Raw genomic sequence first — 21,739 nt, forward strand, 5'->3', positions numbered from 1 at the left:
GTCCGCAATGATCTTGCATGGGACGGGAAAGACCGTTTAAGCGCCAACTCCCGTCGACGGCACAATAACAACCAATCATCGAACGCCATCGGAGGTGTCATGTTCAACCGCCTTTCATCCGTCGCCTCGACGATGCCAGGCTTGCGCACGGCGCGCGGCGCGCTGGCCGTCCTCGTTTGCGCGGGCGTCGTTACGCTCGCCGGCTGCGCGCAGCCCTGGCAGAACTATCAAGAGGGCGCGGACGCGTCGACGATCGTCGCCCGCCTCGGACCACCGCGCGAAGTCTACGATCTGCCGGACGGCGGCAAGCGCCTGATGTGGCCAACGCAGCCGATGGGCGAGACGACGACGGCCGCCGACGTCGACGCGTCCGGCAAGATCGTGAACGTGCGTCAGGTGCTGCAGCCGAACGAGTTCTATCGCGCGGAAATCGGCAAATGGACACGCGACGACGTGCTGGTCAACTTTGGGCGCCCCGTCGAAACGAACTATTTCCCGCTGATGAAGCGCGAAGTGTGGACGTATCGCTATCAGGAGGACAACGTCTGGTACATGATGTACAGCTTCTATTTCGACGACCAGGGCATCCTGCGTCTAACGCAGAAAACGCCTGATCCGCTGCACGATCCGGATCGACGCAGCTTCTTCTGAAGCCGCCGCCCGCCAGCGCCAGTAACGAAAAAGCCGCCCCATCGAGGCGGCTTTTTTCATGAAATACGCAGCCGAAAAAACCCCGCCGCAGCGGGGTTTTTATCGATCACCGAACGCAACGAACACGCTTCATCAAATTTCCGCGCGCTGCGGATTCAGCTTGTCGTGGCCCGCGTACAAACGGTTGAGCGCCGAGATATACGCCTTCGCCGATGCGGCGACGATGTCCGGGTCCGTACCCACGCCGTTCACGATGCGCCCCGCCTTCGACAGACGCACGGTCACTTCACCTTGCGCCTGCGTGCCCGTCGTGATCGCGTTGACGGAGTACAGCAGCAGTTCCGAACCGCTGCCCACTTCAGTTTCGATCGCGTTCAGCGTCGCATCGACGGGACCGTTGCCGTTCGCCTCGCCGACCACTTCCTTGCCTTCGACCGAGAACACGATCCGCGCATGCGGCCGCTCACCCGTTTCCGAATGCTGTGACAGCGACACGAACTTGTAATGCTCCTTCTCCTGCGCTTGCGCCGACTCTTCCGCGACGATCGCGATGATGTCCTCGTCGAAGATTTCGGCCTTGCGATCCGCAAGTTCCTTGAAGCGCTGGAACGCGAGGTTCAATTCGCCTTCGCTGTCGAGCGTGATGCCGAGTTCCTGCAGACGCTGCTTGAACGCGTTGCGCCCCGACAGCTTGCCCAGCACGATCTTGTTCGCCGTCCAGCCCACGTCTTCGGCGCGCATGATTTCGTACGTATCGCGCGCCTTCAGCACGCCGTCCTGATGGATGCCCGACGCGTGCGCAAACGCGTTCGCGCCCACCACGGCCTTGTTCGGCTGCACGACGAAACCCGTGATCTGCGACACGAGCTTCGACGCCGGCACGATCTGCGTCGTGTCGATGCCGAGGTCGAGGCCGAAGTAGTCCTTGCGGGTCTTCACGGCCATCACGATTTCTTCGAGCGACGTATTGCCCGCGCGCTCGCCGAGACCGTTGACCGTGCACTCCACCTGACGCGCGCCGCCGATCTGCACGCCCGCCAGCGAGTTCGCCACGGCCATGCCGAGGTCGTTGTGACAGTGCACCGAGAAAATTGCCTTGTCCGAATTCGGAATGCGCTCGCGCAGCGTCTTCACCAGATTGCCGTACAGCTCCGGCACGCCGTAGCCGACGGTATCGGCGATGTTGATCGTCGTTGCGCCCTCAGCGATCACGGCTTCGAGCACGCGGCACAGAAAGTCCATGTCCGAGCGGCTGCCGTCTTCCGGCGAGAACTCGACGTCGTTCGTGAACTTGCGCGCAAAACGCACGGCCAGCTTCGCCTGCTCGAGCACCTGCTCGGGCGACATGCGCAGCTTCTTCTCCATGTGCAGCGCGGACGTCGCGATGAACGTGTGGATGCGGAAGTGATCGGCGGGCTTGAGCGCATCGGCGGCACGCTGGATGTCCTTGTCGTTCGCGCGCGCGAGCGAGCAGACCGTGCTGTCCTTGACCATGCCGGCGATCGTGTGGATTGCGTCGAAATCGCCGTTCGAGCTGGCGGCGAAGCCCGCCTCGATCACGTCGACTTTCATCCGTTCCAGTTGCTTCGCGATGCGGATTTTTTCTTCCTTCGTCATCGACGCACCGGGCGATTGCTCGCCGTCGCGCAACGTCGTGTCGAAAATGATGAGCTTGTCTGCCATCTCAGGTCTCCAGGGGGATTCGGTTGGTTTGAATCAGGAAAACGGAATTCGAGTGTTTGCGCCACCACCGCAGGCGACGCTAAACAACGAACGAGGCAAACGGAGGGCGAAAACGATCAGCGCTGCAGGCGCGCTAGAGCTAGCGAGCGTAGTAGCTTGCCGGCTTGAAGAGACAGGAAGGGGAACTTGGAAAGTGCCATGCCAGCGACTATAGCGGCAATCCCGGAAACGCGCAATTGAGGCTAACCAGGGCGGCCATAGCATGCGCCAGCGGATTCACCAGCGCCAGACGACGATCCCCGCAATCACGTTCACGTCGCGCAGGTGAATCGGCGGCATAAACGGGCAACATGGAATAGCGGCACACGCGGCACGAAGCGGCAAGAAAAAACGGCAGCCCGCAGGCTGCCGTTCCGTTTCGATGCCACTGCGTGACGTGTGAGCGCCGTCAGTTCGCACGCTGCGACGAGCGAGCTGGATTGCCCATTCCGCGCATCGCGCGATATGCCCAGAACACATAGCCCGAAAAGCCGTACAGCACGAAGAGGCCGAACAACATCAGCGGCGGATCGGACGACACCAGCACGAACGCGACCACCACCAGCAGGATCGCCGCGAACGGCACGCGATGGCGCACGTCGAGCGCCTTGCCGCTGTAGAACGGCGCGTTCGACACCATCGTGACGCCCGCGTAGATGGTCAGCGCGAACGCTACCCACGGCAGCCACACGAGCTTGAGCGGCACGCGATTGTCGGTGGCGAGCCACACGAAACCCGCGATCAGCGCCGCCGCGGCCGGGCTCGGCATGCCCTGGAAAAAGCGCTTGTCGACGACGCCGATGTTCGTGTTGAAGCGCGCGAGACGCAGCGCCGCGCCCGAGCAGTAGACGAACGCCGCGAGCCAGCCCCAGCGGCCGAGGTCCTTGAGAATCCACTCGTACATCACGAGCGCCGGCGCGACGCCAAACGACACCATGTCCGACAGGCTGTCGAACTGCTCGCCGAATGCGCTTTGGGTATGCGTCATGCGCGCGACGCGGCCATCCATGCCGTCGAGCACCATCGCGACGAAAATCGCGATCGCCGCGACTTCGAAGCGCACGTTCATTGCCTGCACGACAGCGAAGAAGCCGCAGAAGAGCGCGGCCGTCGTGAACGCGTTCGGCAGCAGATAGATGCCGCGCTTGCGCAGGAATTGCTGGCGCGCTGCGCGCCGGCTGTCGATCACGGCGGATTCCGCGACGACGGGCGGCTTGTTGCGCCGGAACGGACGCGGCTGCGGCGTACCGCTGCTGCGAGGACGACGCGGTTTGAATGCGGCCATCGAACTCTCCCTGTGCCGCTTATAGCTCAGCCAGAATCGTGGACGACGCGGACACCTTCTCGCCGATCGACACACGCGGACGGCTGCCCATGGGCAGGTACACGTCGACGCGCGAACCGAAGCGGATGAAGCCATAGCGCTGGCCGCGCGTCAGCGGCTCGCCCGCTCTCACGTAGCAGAGAATGCGCCGCGCGATCAGGCCGGCAATCTGCACCGATGTCACGGTCGCGCCGCTCGCGGTTTCGATGACAATCGCGTTACGTTCGTTTTCCGTCGAGGCCTTGTCGACAGCGGCATTCAGATACGCGCCCGGAAAGTACTCGACCTTCGAGATCGCGCCGTCGACAGGCGAGCGCTGCGAGTGAACGTTGAACACGTTCATGAACACGCTGATCTTCAGCGCTTCGCGGTTCGCATATGGATCGTGCGCGGTTTCGACGGCGACGATGCGGCCATCGGCGGGGCACAGCACCGCATTCGCCTGGGTCGGAATGGGACGGGCGGGATCGCGGAAAAACTGCACGACGAAGATGACCAACAGCCAGAAAATCCAGGCAATGCCGAACCCTGCGACGAAGTGGATCAACAGCGCAACGACGACCGCGACGGCGATGAACGGCCAGCCTTCGCGCGCGATGATCGGATGGGGGTAATTCATAAGTGGGTTCAGTCTTTTGGAAAACCGTAGGATAGCAAAAGCCGTCCAGGGTTCAGCACACCTGGACGGCTTTTTGACGCTTCCGGCGCATTTCGTGCGCCGGAGTGCGAAAAACAGGCAGATTAGTTCTTCGACTGATCGACCAGCTTGTTCTTCGCGATCCACGGCATCATCGCGCGCAGCTTCGAGCCGACCTGCTCGATCTGATGCTCGGCCGTGATGCGGCGACGCGACTGCAGCGTCGGCGCGCCCGCGCGGTTTTCGATGATGAAGCTCTTCGCGTACTCGCCCGTCTGGATGTCCTTCAGGACTTCCTTCATCACCTTCTTCGTTTCAGCCGTGATGATGCGCGGACCCGTCACGTACTCGCCATATTCGGCGTTGTTCGAGATCGAGTAGTTCATGTTCGCGATGCCGCCTTCGTAGATCAGGTCGACGATCAGCTTCAGTTCGTGCAGGCACTCGAAGTACGCCATTTCCGGTGCGTAGCCCGCTTCGACCAGCGTTTCGAAACCGGCCTTGATCAGGTCGACGGTACCACCGCACAGCACGGCCTGCTCGCCGAACAGGTCGGTTTCCGTCTCCTCGCGGAAGTTCGTTTCGATGATGCCGGCACGGCCGCCGCCGTTCGCCGCTGCGTACGACAGCGCGATGTCGCGCGCCGCGCCCGACTTGTCCTGCGCGACGGCGATCAGGTGCGGCACGCCGCCACCGTTCTGGTACGTGTTGCGCACCGTGTGGCCCGGCGCCTTCGGCGCGATCATGATGACGTCGAGATCCGCGCGCGGGATCACCTGGCCGTAGTGCACGTTGAAGCCGTGCGCGAATGCGAGCGCCGCGCCCTGCTTGATGTTCGCGGCGACTTCCTTCGCGTACACCTCGGCGATCTGCTCGTCGGGCAGCAGCATCATGACGACGTCGGCGCCCTTCACGGCTTCCGCCACCTCCTTCACCGCGAGGCCAGCGTTCTCAGCCTTGCTCCACGATGCGCCGCCCTTGCGCAGACCCACCGTGACGTTCACGCCGCTTTCCTTCAGGTTCAGCGCGTGAGCATGGCCTTGCGAGCCATAGCCGATGATGGTGACCTGCTTGCCTTTGATGAGGGAGAGGTCGGCGTCCTTGTCGTAGAAAACTTTCATGTCTGTTCCTTGGCGATATTCAGAAAAATTCAAAGCTGCGTGTGTGTATTGCCTGGGCCCGACGGATGACGCAACGCCGGGCCCGGATCGAACCGGCTTCTGTGGCTCGTCATCAAACCTTCAGGATACGCTCGCCGCGTCCGATGCCCGAACCGCCCGTGCGGACCGTTTCGAGAATCGCGGTGGCGTCGAGCCCTTCGATGAACGCGTCGAGCTTCTCGCTCGCGCCCGTCAGCTCGATCGTGTAGGTCTTTTCGGTGACGTCGATGATGCGGCCGCGGAAAATATCCGACATCCGCTTCATCTCCTCACGTTCCTTGCCGACCGCCCTTACCTTGATCAGCATCAGCTCGCGCTCGATGTGGGCGCCCTCGGTCAGGTCGACCACTTTCACCACCTCGATCAGGCGGTTCAGATGCTTCGTGATCTGTTCGATCACGTCGTCCGAGCCAATGGAAACGATGGTCATGCGCGACAGCGAGCGGTCTTCCGTCGGTGCCACCGTCAAGGTTTCGATGTTGTAGCCGCGTGCGGAGAACAGGCCGACCACGCGCGACAGCGCGCCCGGTTCGTTTTCCAGCAAAACGGAAATGATGTGTCTCATGTTCGCTTCTTCCAGATGTCGATGTATGCGATGCGTGCGGTTCACACCGCTTCGTCCGCTCTCGCCTTTTGTGAAGACGCGCATCACGAAGCCGGCGCACAAACGCGCTCGTTATAGATCTTCCGACCCGAGGAGCATCTCCGTGATGCCCTTGCCGGCCTGGACCATCGGCCAGACGTTTTCGGTCGGATCGGTCTGGAAGTCGAGAAACACCGTGCGATCTTTCAGGCGCAGCGCTTCCTTCAGCGCCGGCTCGACATCCGCAGTCTTTTCGATGCGCATGCCGACGTGGCCATATGCTTCGGCGAGCTTCACGAAATCGGGCAGCGCATCCATGTACGAATGCGAATAGCGCTTGCTGTATTCGATCTGCTGCCACTGGCGCACCATGCCCAGATAGCGGTTGTTGAGCGAAATGATCTTGACGGGCGTGTCGTACTGCTTGCAGGTCGACAGTTCCTGGATGCACATCTGGATCGAGCCTTCGCCCGTGATGCAGACGACGTCGTCATCCGGATGCGCCATCTTGACGCCCATCGCCGCCGGCAGGCCGAAGCCCATCGTGCCGAGGCCGCCCGAGTTGATCCAGCGGCGCGGCTTGTTGAAGCGGTAGAACTGCGCGGCCCACATCTGGTGCTGGCCCACGTCCGAGCACACGAACGCGTTGCCGTCCGTCAGCTCCCACAGCTTTTCGACCACGTATTGCGGCTTGATGACCTCGCTCTTGCGGTCGTACTTGAGGCAATCTTTCGAGCGCCAGCCTTCGATGTCCTTCCACCACGCGGCGAGCGCTTCCGTGTCGGGGCCATGCTCGGCCGTCTGCAACTGCTCGATCAGTTCCTTCAGCACTTCCTTCACGTCGCCGACGATCGGAATGTCGACCTTCACGCGTTTCGATATCGACGAAGGGTCGATGTCGATGTGAATGATCTTGCGCGGACGCGATGCGAAGTGAGCGGGGTCGCCGATCACGCGGTCGTCGAAGCGCGCGCCGATCGCGATCAGCACGTCGCAGTGCTGCATCGCCATGTTGGCTTCGTACGTGCCGTGCATGCCGAGCATGCCGAGGAATTTCTTGTCCGCGGCGCGATAGCCGCCGAGGCCCATCAGCGTGTTCGTGACGGGATAGCCGAGCAGATCGGCGAACTGGTTCAGCTCGCGCGACGCGTCCGCGAGGATGATGCCGCCGCCCGTGTAGATATACGGGCGCTTCGCCGACAGCAACAGCGCGACGGCCTTGCGAATCTGGCCCGAGTGGCCCTTCGTGACGGGGTTGTACGAGCGCAGCGACACGCTCTTCAGCGGCTCGTATTGGCAAGGCGCCTTCGACACGTCCTTCGGAATGTCGATCAGCACAGGGCCGGGTCGGCCGGTACGGGCGATATAGAAAGCTTTCTTGACGGTGGCGGCGAGATCGCGCACGTCCTTCACGAGGAAGTTGTGCTTCACGCAGGGACGCGTGATGCCGACCGTATCGCACTCCTGAAACGCATCCTGGCCGATCGCGGCAGTCGGCACCTGGCCGCTGATGATCACCATCGGGATCGAGTCCATATAGGCCGTCGCGATGCCCGTCACCGCATTGGTGACGCCGGGGCCGGAGGTCACGAGGCACACGCCGACCTTGCCGGTCGAGCGCGAGTAGGCATCGGCGGCGTGAACCGCGGCCTGCTCGTGGCGCACGAGGATGTGCTGGAACTTGTCCTGCTTGTACAGCTCGTCGTAGATGTAGAGTACCGAGCCGCCGGGATAGCCCCAGACAAACTCGACGTCTTCGTCGGCCAGTGCCTTCATGAGCACGGTGGCGCCGATCGAGTCAGCTTCGTGAGGGGGTGTGGTATCCGACGTGGAGAATTCCGCGCTGGGCATATTCATCGTTCACCTTTCGAATTTTCGGCAAAAAATTGATCGGGTGCTCTCTGCCGGGCTTGTGGCTCGGGTTCAAGCGGCGCGTCCAGTTTGACAGGCGAGCTTCTTGGGCTCGACTCAAATGAGACAAGTCACTTATGTTGCGAACCGTAGACGATATCTACGATGCGTCCGATGGTCAAGCAAATATTTCCATGATTGACGGGTGCTGCCGTTCCGTCGTCCACTTCTGACCGCTTCGCCCAAATTGCATGAATCGTGGACTGCGCTCGACCGAAGGCGGGATGCAAGCCGCACGGTTGGCGCGTTTTTTCCCGATTCGCGCGAAAGTTTGTTAGCATCCGCGAGTTTTACGACATTTTTCGACCGATTCCGCGCACACTCGCTGCGCCGACCCCCAACGGATGGCATCAGACAAGGAACTCGCCGATTTTCTGGCGGGCGTCGAAAGGCGCGCGTTCAAGCAGACGGTCTACGCCGTGCGGGACGATGACGCGTCGCTCGACATCGTGCAGGACGCGATGATCAAGCTCGCCGAAAAATACGGCGACCGCCCTGCCGCTGAGCTGCCGCTTTTATTTCAGCGTATTCTCCAGAATGCGACGCACGACTATTTCCGTCGGCAAAAAGTGCGCAATACCTGGGTGACGCTGTTCTCGTCGTTAGGCAATGCCGATGACGAGGACTTCGATCCGCTGGAGACGTTCGAAAGCCAGGACGGCGCAACGGGCGCGGAAAGCAGCGAGCAGCAGCTCGAGCGCGAGCAGGTGCTGCAGTTGATCGACGATGAAATCCAAAAATTACCGGCACGTCAACGGGAGGCGTTTCTGATGCGTTACTGGGAAGATATGGATGTCGCTGAGACTGCTGCCGCGATGGGCTGCTCGGAGGGCAGTGTGAAAACCCACTGCTCGCGAGCCACGCACACGCTGGCGCACGCGCTCAAGGCCAAAGGAATCACGCTATGAGCTCCGCTCTCGAAATAAAAGAACTCGAGTTTGCGCGGCAGCTTCGCCGTGCGCTCGACGAAAACGCTGCCCGCATTCCGACCGCCACCACCGACCGGCTCGCTGCCGCGCGCAGTGCCGCGCTCGCCCGCAAGAAGCCCGAAGCCGTGCATGCGCCCGCCTTCGTGCCTGTCTTCGTCGGCGCCGGCACGCTTGCGGGCATGCCGCCACGGGAAGCGTCGCGCCGCCTGCCGCGCCTGCGCAAGCTCGCGCTCGCGTGGCCGGTGCTTGCGCTCGTCATCGGCCTCGCGGGCATCGCGTGGTGGGAAGACCACCAGCGCACGGCCGAGCTCGCCGATATCGACGCCGCCATGCTGAGCGACGACCTGCCGCTCAACGCCTATCTCGATCACGGGTTCAACGCGTACCTGACGCGCAACCACTGACCGCGGAGACTTGACGGGTGAGTTACAAGCGCGGCCTCGCCGTTGTGTCCGGATGCGTGATCGCAGCCTTGGTGTCATTCGCCGCCACCTATCCGCGCTTCTACCCGACACCCACGCCGGCCGCGGCGCCCGCCACTGCCGGCGCGCCCGCGAAGCCGGCGCCCGCGCCGGCGCTGACCGTCGAACTGCCTCCTCTGCCGACGTCGGGCAGCCCGCTCGCATGGGCGAAGCTGACCAGCTCCGAACACGTGGCGCTCGCGCCGTTCGCGTCGCAGTGGGACAGCTTCAGCGAAGAGCGCAAGCACAAGTGGCTGAAAATCGCGTCGCGCTACCCGAAGATGACACCCGAAGCGCAGAAGCGGCTCCACGAACGGATGACGGAATGGGTGCGCATGACGCCCGAGCAGCGGCGTGTCGCGCGCGAGAACTATCAGGTGTCGAAAGAGCTGCCGCGCGAGGCGCGTCAGAACGCGTGGAAGGCGTATCAGCAGCTCTCCGAAGAACAGAAGGAGAAGCTCGCCGCAAGCGAGCACAAGCGCCGTCCTACCGTCGTCAGCGCACCGCCTTCCGGCAAGTCCGAGATCAAGGACATCAACCGTCTCGTGAACGGCAAGGACAAGCTCGCGAGCGTGCCCGTGCCGCCGGCAGCGGCTGCATCGGCAGGCGCGGCGGCAGGCATCACGCCCGCGCCGGGCGCGCCTGCCGTTCCTGCCGCCGGCAGCTTCGCTCCGGCGACGCCGACGCCCGTCTCTCCGTCCGACGCGCCGTCGATCTTCAACGGCTCATAATCTTCCGCGAGCCTGCGCCGCGGGCTCACCAACGGCAACCGAGGCCCCGCCCGTGTCCACTTCCGTCGACTCCGCCGCGCTGCCGCCCAAACCCGAATCCCCCGAACTCGCCGCGCCCACCGTGCGCCGGCGCCTCGCGACACTGATGTACGAAAGCGTGCTGCTGTTCGGCGTGGTGTTCTTCGCGGGCTATCTGTTCAGCACGCTCACGCAGCAGCGCAACGGGCTCGTGCACCACAACTGGCTCGCGGCATGGGTCGCGCTGGTGGTCGGCGTGTATTTCGTCTGGTTCTGGACGCACGGCGGACAGACATTGCCGATGAAGACGTGGCGGCTGCGCGTCGTCGGCGCGAGGGATGGCGGGCGCCTGTCCGTGCCGCGCGCCGTCGTGCGCTACGTGTTCGCGTGGCTGTGGTTCTTGCCGCCGCTCGCGCTGCATCCGCTGCTCGACCTCGCCGTGCCGCAGACGCTGATCGTGGCTGCCGTGTGGTTCGTCCTGTATGCAGCCATCGGCCGGATCGGCGCGAGCCGGCAGTTCCTGCACGACCGGCTGGCCGGCACGCGGATCGTTTCGTTGCCGCGCTGACGCGCCGCGCAGCGATCACAAGGGTTCGCCACTGCCCGCACTCTCGCTTTAGCGCACGTTCAGGTTGGCATCAAGGTCGGCATCACGCACGCACGGCGTTCGTGGCCGCCTTACGTCGATGCACACGCTCACGTTCGCATCACGCGGACGCGGCGTTCACGACGACCGCGCCCGCTAGCGCCGATGCACACGCCCAGGCTCACACTCGCGCAAGCACAACCCTCACGGCCGCGCCTTCTCCTCGCGCCCCGTCGCATTCATCACGACGCGCCGGCCGCGCAGCCGCGCGAGCATCGTTTGCGGATTCATTCGCGTCTGCTGCAGGAACACCGCGACGACGATGATGAGCCCCTTCAGCACCAGCTGCGTATTGCTGTCGATGTTGTTGAGCAGCAGGATGTTGCCGAGAAAGCCGAAGATCAGCACGCCCGCCACCGTCCCCGCGATCCGTCCGACGCCGCCCATCAGGCTCGTTCCTCCGATCACCACGGCCGCGATCGCATCGAGTTCCCAGCCGACGCCCGCGTCCGCCTTCCCTTGCCGGTACTGCGCCGCGTACAGCACGCCGACGAGCGCCGCGAGCATGCCCGAAATCGCGTACGCGGCGATCTTGTGACGATCGACCTTGAGCCCGGAAATGCGCGCGCACTTCTCGTTGCCGCCGATCGCATAGAGGTACTTGCCGAACACCGTGCGGTTGAGCACAAAGTCCGCGATCAGCGCGATCACGATGAAAAAGAGCGCAGGCACGGGCACGACACCGAACAGCAGCGCGCGCAGATTTTCGATGTCGGCGGTCGCGTTGCTGCCGCTATAGATCGAATAAACGGCCGTATCCTGCCCGGCCACGAGTCGCGCGACGCCCATCACGCCGACCATCGCCGCGAGCGTCACGATGAACGGCTGCATGCGTCCGCGCGTGATGATGAAACCATTGATCGCGCCGATCGCGAGGCCTGCGAGCGGCACCATCCAGAGCACCGTCAGCAGCGACACCTTCTGCGGCAACTGATGCCACGCGTAGCCGCATGCGAGCAGCGCGACGAGCGCAGCGATGCCCGCGCGAACGGCACGATGCCGCTCGCCTCGCGAACCACCGGCACGAGCGCCTACACGCGCACCGCCCGCACCGTCCGCATGCGATCCCGCATGCATGCGCCGCGCGAACATGCCGCTCGCCATATAGACGACGGCGAACACGCTCGCGGCATCGAGTGCGAGCGACGTCCACGAAGCTGCGTTGCTGCCGGGCGTCGTGAGCAGGATCGCGGTGAGCACGCTGCCGAAGCCCATCACCGAGCCGACGGAAAGATCGATGCCCGCCGTGATGATCACGAGCGTCATGCCCACCGACATCACGCCGACGTTCGCCACCTGACGAAACACATCGGAGAAATTCGCCGACGACAGAAAAATATTGCTGCCGTCAGCGGCATGCGGCGAAGTCAGCGCGCCGAGCGCAAGCAGCACAATCAGCCCGAGGTAGTACTTCACGTTCGTCAGCCACGCGCGCAGACGCTGCTGCCGCGTGTCGGGCATTGCATTCATCGGATGTTCGTTGGTCTTCAGCATGTTCGGGGCTCCATCGGCATCATGGCGATGCCAGCTTCACGAGTTCATCGGCGGAAAACGCCTCGCGTTCGAGCACGCCTCGCGCGCGCCCTTCGCACAGCACGAGGATGCGGTCGCACATCAGCATCAGTTCGTCGATCTCCGAACTCGCGACCACCACCGTCAGTCCGCTGCGCGCCGCCTGCAGGATCTGGCTATAGATTTCGGCCTTCGCGGCCACGTCGACGCCGCGCGTCGGCTCGTCGAGCAGCAGGATCGCGGGCTGCGTCATCAGCCACTTGCCGATGATGAGCTTCTGCTGATTGCCGCCCGACAGCGTCGCGACGGGTGCCGACGCGCCGCCGTGCTTCACGTTCGACGCTTTCGCCTGCGCGGCCACGCGTCGCGCGATCGCGCGAGGCCGGTAGAACGGAAAACCTTCGATGTGCGCGAGACTCGGCAGCATGAAGTTCGCCTCGACCGACTGATCGACGATCAGCCCATCTTTCTTGCGATCTTCGGTGACGAACGCCACGTCCGCGTCGACGGCTTCCGCCGGCGTTCTGAACACACGCTTGCCCGGACCGATCTCGAGTGCGCCCGATACGCGATACGGCGACACGCCATACAGCGATTCGAGAATTTCCGTCTTGCCCGCGCCGAGCAGACCCGACAAACCGAACACCTCGCCGCGCCGCACCTCGAACGATACGCCGTCGACCACGGGCCGATGCTCGCCGAAGAGCGTGAGATCGCGCACGGCGACCATCGTGTCGGCGGCCGCGCGCACTTCGCCGGACTCGCGATGCGGCGCGACGAAGTTCTTGCCGATCATCATCGACACCAGCTGTTCCGCCGATTCGACGCGGCTCATCGGCAGCGTCGCGATATGACGACCGTCGCGCAGCACGGTCACGCGGTCGGCGAGATCGAACACTTCGTGCAGGCGATGGCTGATCAGCACGATGCCCATGCCGCGCTCGCGCAACGCGCGCACGAGCACCGCGAGCGCATGCGTTTCGGTATCGGAAAGCGCGGAGGTCGGCTCGTCCATGATGAGCACGCGCGCATCGGCGAGCAACGCCTTCGCGATCTCGATCAACTGCTTTTCGCCGATCCGCAGCGCGCCGACGAGCGCATCCGGCGACGGCCTGAATTGCAGTTGCGCGAGCACGTCGCGCGCTTTCGCCCGCATCGCGCGATGGTCGGGAAAGCCGAAGCGCGTCGTGATTTCCTTGCCGAGAAAAAGATTGTCGACGACGGAAAGGCTATCCACCAGATTCAGCTCCTGGTGGATGATCGCGATCCCGGCATCCATCGCATCGGCCGTGGTTCTAAAATCGGTACGCGTGCCGGATACTTCGATAGAGCCAGCATCGGGCAAATACAGGCCGCCCAGTATCTTCATCAGGCTCGACTTGCCCGCGCCGTTCTCGCCGACGAGCGCATGCACTTCGCCCGGCATGATGTCGAAGTCGACGTCGGTGAGCGCAGGGCTGCCGTTGAACGCGATCGAAATACGCGTCGCGGCGACGAGCGGCGTCACGCCCGCAGGAGCGCGCTCTTGCGCGAGAGGTGGATCGAGACTGGTTGCGGTCGGCGTCATGGATTCCATCCGCTGCTTCTTCGTTTGTGGTGTGAAGTGGTATCAAGCACGCGCAACGGTTACGGCAACGGTTGCGCGCGCTTTACATCGACTCGATACGTCGACTCAGCTCGCGACGAACTGCTTGGCGTTGTCGGCGAAGATGCCTTGCGTCGGCATGATCACCTTCTTCGGAATCTTTTCGCCGCCTAGCATCTTCAGCGCCTGGCGCAGCGCTTCGCCGCCCGGCGTCGGATAGACGAACGTCGCCGTGAGAATGCCCTTTTCGACCCATACGGCGCCTTCGTTCGGCAGCCCGTCCGCGCCGACGAACTTGATCTTCTTTTCGACCCCTGCGTCCTTCGCGGCGAGATACGCGCCATACGCCATCGGATCGTTATGCGCGAACACGAGATCGACCTGCGGATTCACGCGCAGCACCGTCTTCATGTAATCGTAGGCCTTGTCCTGCTTCCAGTCGCAATCGACGCGCTGCCCGACGATCTTCAGCCCCGACTCCTTGCCGACGAACGACATCATGCCGTCGTGCCGGTCGTGCGAAGCCTGCGTGCCGAATCCGCCCCACACCTCGACGATATTGCCTTTCGCCTTGCCCGCGCCGCCCTGCGTCTTCACGATGAACTCGCCCACGCCCTTGCCGATCAGCACGTTGTCGCCGCCGACGAACTGCGTGTACTGGTCGCCGTTCACCTCGCGGTCGAGCACGAACACGGGAATGCCCGCCTTGAACGCCTTCTCGACGACGCCCGTGAGCCCCGCCGACTCCTTCGGCGAGATGAAGATCACGTCCATCTTCTGCGCGATGAAGTTCTCCATGTCTGCGTTCTGCTTGTCGGTGCGGTCGTTCGCATCGGCAATGACGAGCTCGACGTTCGGATGCTTCGCCGCCTCGGCCTTCATGTCCTTGTTGAACTGGACGCGCCACGGCTCGACGGTCGTCACCTGCGAAAACCCGAAGCGGTACTTCTTGCCCTGCGCGTGCACATAGCCGGATTTGATCAACATCCCGGCGAAAGGCGCCGATACGAGCGCGCCAGTAATCAGACGGCGATTGCGGTTCATCTTTGTGTCTCCTGTCGATCCGGAGCCTGGCGCTTTCGCGCCTTGCTCTCGTCCCATGCAAGGTAGTTGCTGTCATTGCGCATTACGTGATGCGCGGTTTGTGCGTCTCCTTCCTGCTTCTGCTCTGCTGCCGTTACTGCTTGTGTTACTGCTTCTCCTGGCTTACCGCGATTGAAACGTTTTATTTACTTCCGGTCTCCTCGACTTCCGACTGCTCGACGGGCACGGGCGCCGTGCTTTCGCGCACCAGCAGCTCGGCCTTGAAGCTCAGATGCACGGGCGCATTGCGCTCGCCGTTCAGCAGCTTCAGCATCAGCTGCCAGATCGCGTGGCCGATCGCCTCCACCGGCTGACGGATCGAGCTCAGGTAAGGACGCAGCACCGACATCCACGGCGCGTCGTCGAACGACAGCAGCGAGATGTCCTCGGGCAGGCGCAGATCGGCATCGCGGATCGCGCGCAACGCGCCGAGCGTGGTCACGTTGCCGCCCGCGAAGAGCGCCGTCGGGCGCACGGCATTCGACAGCACTTCGAGCGTCGATGCATGGATCTCCGCCGCCGTCATGCCGCATTCGACGACGCGTATATGAGCGTCGAGTCCCGCGCGCTTCATCGCGTCGATATAGCCGTCCGCGCGCTCGCGCGAGTTCACGAGCTCGAGCGTGTTGAGAAGAAACGCGATGCGCTTATGGCCGAGTCCGATCAGATGCTCGGTGCCGTCGAACGACGCCGCGTGGCTGTCCGTCGTCACGGTGTCGGCGGGAAAGGAATCGTCGACGCGGTCGGCCATCACGAGCGGCACGTTGCACTCGCGCACTTCTTCAATCGCGTGTTCGTAGCCGCGGCACGGAATGATGATCATGCCCGCCACCTGGCGCGACATCACGAAGCGGATGCGCTCCATTTCGCGCTCGGGGTCTTCGTCGGCGTGCGCCATGATCAGGCGGTAGCCGTGCTCGAGCGCGCGGTTTTCGAGCGCGCGCGCAATGTCGACGAAAAACTGATTGGTGAGATCGGGCAGCACGAAGCCGATCGAACTGGGCCTGCCGCGCCGCAAGTCGGCGGCGATGCCGTTGCGCCGATAGCCGAGCCGGCGCGCCGCGTCCCACACGCGCTGCGCGCGCGCCTCGCTCACGCCCGGCACGCCCGACAACACTTTCGACGCCGTGCCCACCGAGACCTCGGCGGCATTGGCCACGTCGCGCAGTGTCGGCAAAAGCCGCTCGGATACGCCCATGTTTCGTCAGCCCCTTTATCGATGTCCGTTTAGTCGCCCGGCTGGTTTTGCGTCCTCGGTCGCACGCAGAGATTGAAACGTTTCAGAGGATATGCAATCGCTTACATCCGCACAAGACACAGGCGGCCAGGGCTTTCCCGAGGCCCGATCGCGCACTCGCAGCATTCGCGCATCGCGTGTTGCGTTGCATCGAGCCGACACACCGCAATCCGTAATAAGAACTTCTCGTGAATGTCACGGCTCCGTCATGCGGCGATGGCGGAATGCGGGTACTGCAACTCGACGCGTGAGCCATGGACAACAACACGTCCGCGACTTCCCTCTTCCGCCAGACTGGCCCGAGCGTCGACCCCGTCGCTTTCGGCCCCCGCTCCCCCTCAGCAACGCTGCCGACGATTCCGCATCTGCCGACGCCGCCGTCGCCCAACGAAAGCCATCACGACGACGATCACGAGAACTCGCATCGCTATCGCACGATCTGGCTCTCGGACATCCACCTCGGTTCGGGCGGATGCCAGGCGCCGTACCTGCTCGATTTCTTGCGGCACAACGAATCGGAGTATCTGTACCTCGTCGGCGACATCATCGACGGCTGGCAACTGAAAAAGGGCTGGTACTGGCCGCAGGCGCACAACGACGTCGTGCAGAAGGTGCTGCGCAAGGCGCGCAAGGGCACGCAGGTGGTCTACATCCCCGGCAATCACGACGAAGCGGCGCGCCAGTTCTGCGATCTCGCATTCGGCGACATCCACGTGCGCGGCGAAGCGTTTCACACGACGCTCACGGGCAAGCGGCTGTGGATCGTGCACGGCGATCTGTTCGACGGCGTGATCCAGCACGCGAAGTGGCTCGCGTATCTCGGCGACACGCTCTATACGCTGATTCTCGTGCTCAACCGCTGGTTCAACCGCATCCGCAGCAAGCTGGGCTTCCAGTACTGGTCGCTGTCGCAATACCTGAAGCATCAGGTGAAGAACGCCGTCAACTTCATCTCGTCGTTCGAACGCGTGATGACCGACGAAGCGCGCCGCCGCGGGTGCGACGGCGTCGTGTGCGGGCACATCCACAAGGCCGAGATCCGCGAGATCGACGGCGTGCTGTACTGCAACGACGGCGACTGGGTCGAGAGCCTGTCGGCGCTCGTCGAGACGTACGAGGGCGAACTGAAAGTGATCTACTGGACCGTGATCCGCTCTCCGCAAGCGAACGCGTCTAAGGCCCGCGCGACGGCATGACCGCACACAACCACCACTACGAGAGGGCCAACTGCATGAAGATCATGATCGTCACCGATGCGTGGGAGCCGCAGGTCAACGGAGTCGTCCGCACGCTGAAGAACACGACGCGCGAGTTGACGCAGATCGGCCACAAGGTCGATCTGCTGACGCCGCTCGAGTTCAAGACGATTCCGTGCCCGACGTACCCCGAGATTCGCCTGTCGCTGCTGCCGAAGCGCCATCTGCGCGAGCGCATCGACGCATTCCAGCCGGACGCGCTGCACATCGCAACGGAAGGCCCGCTCGGACTCGCGGCGCGCGCCTATGCGATCGAGCACAAGCTGCCGTTCACGACCGCGTATCACACGCGCTTTCCCGAGTACGTGCAGGCGCGCTTCGGCATTCCGCTTGCGTGGACGTATCGCTTCCTGCACTGGTTCCACAAGCCGTCGCTGTCCGTGATGGCGCCGACGCCCGTCGTCAAGGCGGACCTCGAAAAATACGGCTTCACGAACGTCGTGCTGTGGACGCGCGGCGTCGATCTCGACATCTTCCACATGATGGACTCGAAGGTGCTGAACACGGCGCGGCCGATCTTTCTGTACGTCGGACGCGTCGCCGTCGAGAAGAACGTCGAAGCGTTCCTGAAGCTCGATCTGCCCGGCTCGAAGTGGGTCGCGGGCGAAGGCCCGGCGCTCGCCGAGCTCAAGTCGCGTTATCCCGCCGTCAACTATCTCGGCGTGCTGACGCAGGCCGAACTCGCGAAGGTCTACGCGGCCGCCGACGTATTCGTGTTCCCGAGCCGCACTGACACGTTCGGCCTCGTGCTGCTCGAAGCGCTCGCGTGCGGCACGCCTGTCGCCGCGTATCCCGTGACGGGCCCCATCGACGTGCTCGGCGACGGCGGCGCGGGCGCGATGCACGAAGACCTGCGCGAGGCGTGTCTCGAAGCGCTGAAGATCGACCGCAGCCGCGCGCGCGAATGGGCCGAGCGCTTCTCGTGGACGGCTGCCTCCGAACAGTTCGCCGCGCATCTGAAACCGTTGCCGCGCGCCGCCTACAGCGAGGAAAACGCCGCCGCGTAAGGTGTATTCGAAGCGGTGTATTCGAAGCGGTGCATTCAAAGCGGCCTATCCAAAGCGCGTATCCGACGAAGCGCACGACCCGACGCGCGAGCGCCCTCACTTCCCGCCACGCCCATGCAAACGAGACAATCGAACGCATTGCGCGCCCCGCAGGAATCGCTGCGCGACGCCCAAACCACCGCGTCCGAAGGCGGTCCGGCCGCCGAGCCGGACCGCGAGCCTTTCGGCGATGTGCACGAACGGCATGACGACGGCGCGCCGCAGTCGCGTTATGCTGGACGCACTCAACCTGGTCCAGCACGCAAGCCATCGCCCATGTCATCCACGACGCGCAAGTCGATACGGCGCGATTCCGCGCCATCCGAAGAGGACGCGCTGATCGAGACCGACATCGAAGCCGGTGCCGACGTCCACGGCGACACCCGCACCGAGCCGCATGATCCGCACGAGCCGCTCGGCCCCGACGATCCCCTCGCGCCGCTGCCGTTCAATCCGTACAAAGGCAATCGCGGCATCACGCGCGCATGGCACGCGATGAAGAACTCGTTCGCGGGCTTTCGCGTCGCGATCCGCGAGGAAAGCGCGTTTCGCCAGGAACTGACCCTTGCGGCCATTCTTGTGCCGTGCGGCATCGTCGTGCCCGTCGAGCCCGTGTCGCGCGTGCTGCTGCTCGGCTCCGTGTTCCTCGTGCTGATCGTCGAGCTGCTCAATTCGAGCGTCGAGGCGGCCATCGACCGCATCTCGCTCGAGCGGCACGAGCTGTCGCGGCGCGCGAAGGATCTCGGCAGCGCGGCCGTGATGGTCGCGCTCGTCATGTGCGTGATGACCTGGGCGCTGATCGTCGGACCGCTCGTCGTCCACTGGGTCAGCGGGTGGGTGGGCGGATGATCCGGCGGGTCGTTCGGCGGGTCGTTCCGATCAGGGCGCCAGCCGCCGCGCGCAAGACCCGAGCGCAAGCGCCGAGCCCACGTCCCGAGCCCTCGCGAGAGCATCCATGCCGCCGCATCCGCGCTATACCAAAGCGCGCGTTCTGGGTATAGAACGGTCGGTTTATAATCGTCCGATAGTCTCAAAAACAGCCAACCAGACCGGGCGGAGGAGCATGCCGTAGCACGAGGCATCGCGGCTGCCCGAAAACCAGGGCCGGACGATATGGAAGCCAAACCTCCCCGCCGCACGCGCGAACGGATTCTCGAACTATCGTTGAAACTCTTCAACGAGATCGGCGAGCCGAACGTCACGACGACGACGATCGCCGAGGAAATGGAAATAAGTCCAGGCAACCTGTACTACCACTTCCGCAACAAGGACGACATCATCAACAGCATCTTCGGCCAGTTCGAGCAGGAGATCGAAAAGCGTCTGCGTTTTCCGGAAGACCATCGCGCGACCATCGACGAGATGTGGTCGTATCTGCAGTACATGGTCGATTTCACGTGGCGCTATCGCTTCCTCTATCGCGACCTGAACGATCTGCTCGCGCGCAACCGCACGCTCGAAACGCACTTCAAGCAGATCATCAGCCACAAGGTGCGCTTCGCGAGCCAGTTCTGCGAGCAGCTCGTCGCCGACGGCGAAATGGTCGCGACTTCCGACGAGATCAAGGTGATCGCGACCAACATCGGCGTGATCGCGACATACTGGCTGTCGTATCAGTTCGTGATGAATCCGCGCAAGTACAACGAGCAGGAAGCGATTCGCGCCGAGCTGCATCAGGTCAGCGTGCAGATCGTGTCGTTGATGGCGCCGTATTTGCGCGGCCGCTCGCGCGAGCTGTTCGACGATCTGGTGTCGGGCAAGCATCCGCAGCGCGAGTTCTACGACTATCTGCCGCCGCGCGAACCTCGCAACGAATCGAAGGAAAGTGGAAGATGAAGGCAGTCTGTGTTTATTGCGGCTCGTCGGACGGAGCCAAACCGCTGTATCGCGACGCCGCGAAGGCGTTCGGCCGGGCGCTCGTCGATGCGAACCTGTCGCTCGTCTATGGCGGCGGCAAGGTCGGCCTGATGGGCGTGATCGCCGATGAAGTGATGGCCGCGGGCGGCCGCGCAATCGGCGTGATCCCCGAGCTGCTGGTCAACAAGGAAGTCGGTCACGACGGCCTGTCGGAACTGCATGTCGTGCCCGACATGCATCAGCGCAAGAAGATGATGGCCGACCTGTCGGACGCGTTCGTCGCGCTGCCGGGCGGCGCGGGCACGCTCGAAGAACTGTTCGAGGTCTATACGTGGGCGCAGCTCGGCTATCACCAGAAGGCGGTGGCCGTGCTGAACATCGACGGCTTCTACGATCCGCTGATTTCGCTGCTGGAGCATACCGTGCAGGAAGGCTTCATGCGTCAGACGTACTTCGACATCCTGCAGATCGACAACGACCCCGCCGCGCTGATCGCCAAGCTGCAGCGCTATCAGCCGCCCGCGCGCGACAAGTGGGCGGACCGGCGCGAGCGCGTGTGACGCGCGGCACGCGGCATTTTCTCGTTGGCAGCACACATCGGGCACACATCAGGCACAGATGAGGCACACACGATGAAAGTGGTTCTGATCACGGGTGCGAGCCGCGGCATCGGCCGCGCGACGGCGCGTTTGCTCGGCGCACGCGGCTGGTCGGTCGGCATCAACTATGCGGCCAACGAAGCCGCCGCGAAAGAAGCAGCCGCCGAAGTCGGGCGCGCGGGCGGCCACGCGCGCGTGATCGCGGGCGACGTCGCCGACGAAGCGCAGGTCGTCGCGATGTTTGATGCGCTCGAAAGCGCGTATGGCCGCATCGATGCGCTCGTGAACAACGCGGGCATCGTCGCGCCTTCGATGCCGCTCGCCGACATGGATGCCGCGCGCCTGAAGCGGATGTTCGACGTCAACGTGTACGGCGCGTATCTGTGCGCGCGGGAAGCGGCGCGGCGCATGGCGAAGGATCGCGGCGGACATGGCGGTGCGATCGTCAATGTGTCGTCGGCGGCGTCGCGGCTCGGGTCGCCGAACGAATACGTCGATTACGCTGGCTCGAAAGGCGCCGTCGATACGATGACGATCGGCCTCGCGAAGGAACTCGGCCCGCAAGGCGTGCGCGTGAATGCCGTGCGCCCGGGCCTGATCGACACCGACATCCACGCGAGCGGCGGGCGCCCCGACCGCGCCGCCGTGCTCGGCGCGCAAACGCCGCTGGGCCGTCCGGGCACGGCCGAAGAAGTCGCCGAGGCAATCGTCTGGCTGCTGAGCGACGCGGCATCGTATGTGAACGGCGCGCTGCTCGATGTGAGCGCCGGCCGCTGATTTCTTTTCTTCGA

General features: G+C 63.7%; 21 protein-coding genes. 11 read left to right on the forward strand and 10 right to left on the reverse strand.

Translation table 11 applies throughout. The annotated features are described in order from the left end of the window. Positions 1-132 precede the first annotated feature (132 nt). On the forward strand, positions 133-651 hold the full coding sequence (locus tag AABE10_RS27220; protein WP_428983401.1) for a hypothetical protein: 519 nt from the start codon (positions 133-135) through the stop codon (positions 649-651). 132 nt (positions 652-783) lie between these two features. Here the strand turns inward: AABE10_RS27220 and AABE10_RS27225 are convergent, their stop codons facing one another. The 6 genes from AABE10_RS27225 to AABE10_RS27250 form a co-directional block, all read right to left on the reverse strand. After that, positions 784-2,334 carry a 2-isopropylmalate synthase gene (locus tag AABE10_RS27225; protein ID WP_342936321.1) on the reverse strand — a complete coding sequence of 517 codons (1,551 nt, stop codon included), beginning with the start codon at positions 2,332-2,334 and terminating at the stop codon, positions 784-786. A gap of 448 nt (positions 2,335-2,782) precedes the next feature. Next, a complete protein-coding gene (pssA, locus tag AABE10_RS27230) occupies positions 2,783-3,658 on the reverse strand; it encodes a CDP-diacylglycerol--serine O-phosphatidyltransferase (protein ID WP_342936322.1) in 876 nt (291 codons plus the stop codon). A gap of 19 nt (positions 3,659-3,677) precedes the next feature. Beyond that, on the reverse strand, positions 3,678-4,316 hold the full coding sequence (locus AABE10_RS27235; RefSeq protein WP_090864409.1) for a phosphatidylserine decarboxylase: 639 nt from the start codon (positions 4,314-4,316) through the stop codon (positions 3,678-3,680). A gap of 122 nt (positions 4,317-4,438) precedes the next feature. After that, the gene (gene ilvC / locus AABE10_RS27240) at positions 4,439-5,488 is read right to left on the reverse strand and encodes a ketol-acid reductoisomerase (protein WP_342936323.1); all 1,050 of its coding nucleotides are present in this window, start codon (positions 5,486-5,488) and stop codon (positions 4,439-4,441) included. A 79-nt stretch (positions 5,489-5,567) separates the two neighbouring features. After that, entirely contained in the window at positions 5,568-6,059 is a 492-nt protein-coding gene (gene ilvN, locus AABE10_RS27245) for an acetolactate synthase small subunit (protein WP_007588180.1), read from the reverse strand. 111 nt (positions 6,060-6,170) lie between these two features. Continuing rightward, positions 6,171-7,934 carry an acetolactate synthase 3 catalytic subunit gene (locus tag AABE10_RS27250; RefSeq protein ID WP_342936324.1) on the reverse strand — a complete coding sequence of 588 codons (1,764 nt, stop codon included), beginning with the start codon at positions 7,932-7,934 and terminating at the stop codon, positions 6,171-6,173. Positions 7,935-8,332: 398 nt separating this feature from the next. Here AABE10_RS27250 and AABE10_RS27255 point away from each other — a divergent pair, with 398 nt between their 5' ends. The 4 genes from AABE10_RS27255 to AABE10_RS27270 are packed head-to-tail and all read left to right on the forward strand — an operon-like array spanning position 8,333 to position 10,695. Next, complete coding sequence (locus AABE10_RS27255) at positions 8,333-8,896, forward strand: RNA polymerase sigma factor (RefSeq protein WP_342936325.1); 564 nt, start codon at positions 8,333-8,335, stop codon at positions 8,894-8,896. Then, on the forward strand, positions 8,893-9,321 hold the full coding sequence (locus tag AABE10_RS27260; RefSeq protein WP_342936326.1) for a DUF3619 family protein: 429 nt from the start codon (positions 8,893-8,895) through the stop codon (positions 9,319-9,321). Before AABE10_RS27255 ends, AABE10_RS27260 begins: the two co-directional genes overlap by 4 nt. A gap of 17 nt (positions 9,322-9,338) precedes the next feature. Further along, the gene (locus AABE10_RS27265; protein WP_342936327.1) at positions 9,339-10,109 is read left to right on the forward strand and encodes a DUF3106 domain-containing protein; all 771 of its coding nucleotides are present in this window, start codon (positions 9,339-9,341) and stop codon (positions 10,107-10,109) included. A 52-nt stretch (positions 10,110-10,161) separates the two neighbouring features. Further along, entirely contained in the window at positions 10,162-10,695 is a 534-nt protein-coding gene (locus tag AABE10_RS27270; protein ID WP_428983394.1) for an RDD family protein, read from the forward strand. Positions 10,696-10,917: 222 nt separating this feature from the next. Here the strand turns inward: AABE10_RS27270 and AABE10_RS27275 are convergent, their stop codons facing one another. From AABE10_RS27275 to AABE10_RS27290, 4 genes are all read right to left on the reverse strand, one after another. Then, positions 10,918-12,267 (reverse strand): ABC transporter permease, encoded by a 1,350-nt coding sequence (locus tag AABE10_RS27275; protein WP_342936328.1) that lies wholly within the window; start codon positions 12,265-12,267, stop codon positions 10,918-10,920. Positions 12,268-12,286: 19 nt separating this feature from the next. Then, entirely contained in the window at positions 12,287-13,852 is a 1,566-nt protein-coding gene (locus AABE10_RS27280) for a sugar ABC transporter ATP-binding protein (protein ID WP_342936329.1), read from the reverse strand. A 105-nt stretch (positions 13,853-13,957) separates the two neighbouring features. Then, on the reverse strand, positions 13,958-14,914 hold the full coding sequence (locus AABE10_RS27285) for a substrate-binding domain-containing protein (RefSeq protein ID WP_342936330.1): 957 nt from the start codon (positions 14,912-14,914) through the stop codon (positions 13,958-13,960). Between the two features lie 181 nt (positions 14,915-15,095). Further along, positions 15,096-16,151, reverse strand: coding sequence for a LacI family DNA-binding transcriptional regulator (locus tag AABE10_RS27290; protein WP_342936331.1), 1,056 nt, complete (start codon positions 16,149-16,151; stop codon positions 15,096-15,098). A gap of 293 nt (positions 16,152-16,444) precedes the next feature. On the opposite strand from AABE10_RS27290, the gene AABE10_RS27295 reads away from it, so the two are divergent. From AABE10_RS27295 to AABE10_RS27320, 6 genes are all read left to right on the forward strand, one after another. Further along, a complete protein-coding gene (locus tag AABE10_RS27295; protein ID WP_342936332.1) occupies positions 16,445-17,386 on the forward strand; it encodes a UDP-2,3-diacylglucosamine diphosphatase in 942 nt (313 codons plus the stop codon). 35 nt (positions 17,387-17,421) lie between these two features. After that, a complete protein-coding gene (locus AABE10_RS27300; protein ID WP_342936522.1) occupies positions 17,422-18,453 on the forward strand; it encodes a glycosyltransferase family 1 protein in 1,032 nt (343 codons plus the stop codon). Between the two features lie 114 nt (positions 18,454-18,567). Continuing rightward, positions 18,568-19,341, forward strand: coding sequence for a diacylglycerol kinase (locus AABE10_RS27305; RefSeq protein ID WP_342936333.1), 774 nt, complete (start codon positions 18,568-18,570; stop codon positions 19,339-19,341). Between the two features lie 264 nt (positions 19,342-19,605). Further along, positions 19,606-20,328: a TetR/AcrR family transcriptional regulator gene (locus AABE10_RS27310; RefSeq protein ID WP_342936334.1), complete on the forward strand. Its 723-nt coding sequence runs from the start codon at positions 19,606-19,608 to the stop codon at positions 20,326-20,328. Next, positions 20,325-20,909, forward strand: coding sequence for a TIGR00730 family Rossman fold protein (locus AABE10_RS27315; protein WP_342936335.1), 585 nt, complete (start codon positions 20,325-20,327; stop codon positions 20,907-20,909). The genes AABE10_RS27310 and AABE10_RS27315 overlap by 4 nt, the downstream gene beginning before the upstream one ends. Before the next feature lie 72 nt (positions 20,910-20,981). After that, positions 20,982-21,725, forward strand: coding sequence for an SDR family oxidoreductase (locus tag AABE10_RS27320; RefSeq protein WP_090864422.1), 744 nt, complete (start codon positions 20,982-20,984; stop codon positions 21,723-21,725). Positions 21,726-21,739 lie beyond the last annotated feature (14 nt).

The organism is Paraburkholderia diazotrophica (assembly GCF_038900755.1).
Lineage (GTDB): Bacteria > Pseudomonadota > Gammaproteobacteria > Burkholderiales > Burkholderiaceae > Paraburkholderia > Paraburkholderia diazotrophica_A.

Excerpts from the sequence above, each read along its gene's own strand:
- AABE10_RS27220 (WP_428983401.1), top strand. The coding sequence starts at position 133 with ATGCCAGGCTTGCGCACGGCGCGCGGCGCGCTGGCCGTCCTCGTTTGC.
- AABE10_RS27225 (WP_342936321.1), bottom strand. The coding sequence starts at position 2,334 with ATGGCAGACAAGCTCATCATTTTCGACACGACGTTGCGCGACGGCGAG.
- pssA (WP_342936322.1), bottom strand. The coding sequence starts at position 3,658 with ATGGCCGCATTCAAACCGCGTCGTCCTCGCAGCAGCGGTACGCCGCAG.
- AABE10_RS27235 (WP_090864409.1), bottom strand. The coding sequence starts at position 4,316 with ATGAATTACCCCCATCCGATCATCGCGCGCGAAGGCTGGCCGTTCATC.
- ilvN (WP_007588180.1), bottom strand. The coding sequence starts at position 6,059 with ATGAGACACATCATTTCCGTTTTGCTGGAAAACGAACCGGGCGCGCTG.
- AABE10_RS27250 (WP_342936324.1), bottom strand. The coding sequence starts at position 7,934 with ATGAATATGCCCAGCGCGGAATTCTCCACGTCGGATACCACACCCCCT.
- AABE10_RS27255 (WP_342936325.1), top strand. The coding sequence starts at position 8,333 with ATGGCATCAGACAAGGAACTCGCCGATTTTCTGGCGGGCGTCGAAAGG.
- AABE10_RS27260 (WP_342936326.1), top strand. The coding sequence starts at position 8,893 with ATGAGCTCCGCTCTCGAAATAAAAGAACTCGAGTTTGCGCGGCAGCTT.
- AABE10_RS27275 (WP_342936328.1), bottom strand. The coding sequence starts at position 12,267 with ATGCTGAAGACCAACGAACATCCGATGAATGCAATGCCCGACACGCGG.
- AABE10_RS27280 (WP_342936329.1), bottom strand. The coding sequence starts at position 13,852 with ATGACGCCGACCGCAACCAGTCTCGATCCACCTCTCGCGCAAGAGCGC.
- AABE10_RS27285 (WP_342936330.1), bottom strand. The coding sequence starts at position 14,914 with ATGAACCGCAATCGCCGTCTGATTACTGGCGCGCTCGTATCGGCGCCT.
- AABE10_RS27290 (WP_342936331.1), bottom strand. The coding sequence starts at position 16,151 with ATGGGCGTATCCGAGCGGCTTTTGCCGACACTGCGCGACGTGGCCAAT.
- AABE10_RS27295 (WP_342936332.1), top strand. The coding sequence starts at position 16,445 with ATGGACAACAACACGTCCGCGACTTCCCTCTTCCGCCAGACTGGCCCG.
- AABE10_RS27300 (WP_342936522.1), top strand. The coding sequence starts at position 17,422 with ATGAAGATCATGATCGTCACCGATGCGTGGGAGCCGCAGGTCAACGGA.
- AABE10_RS27305 (WP_342936333.1), top strand. The coding sequence starts at position 18,568 with ATGCAAACGAGACAATCGAACGCATTGCGCGCCCCGCAGGAATCGCTG.
- AABE10_RS27310 (WP_342936334.1), top strand. The coding sequence starts at position 19,606 with ATGGAAGCCAAACCTCCCCGCCGCACGCGCGAACGGATTCTCGAACTA.
- AABE10_RS27315 (WP_342936335.1), top strand. The coding sequence starts at position 20,325 with ATGAAGGCAGTCTGTGTTTATTGCGGCTCGTCGGACGGAGCCAAACCG.
- AABE10_RS27320 (WP_090864422.1), top strand. The coding sequence starts at position 20,982 with ATGAAAGTGGTTCTGATCACGGGTGCGAGCCGCGGCATCGGCCGCGCG.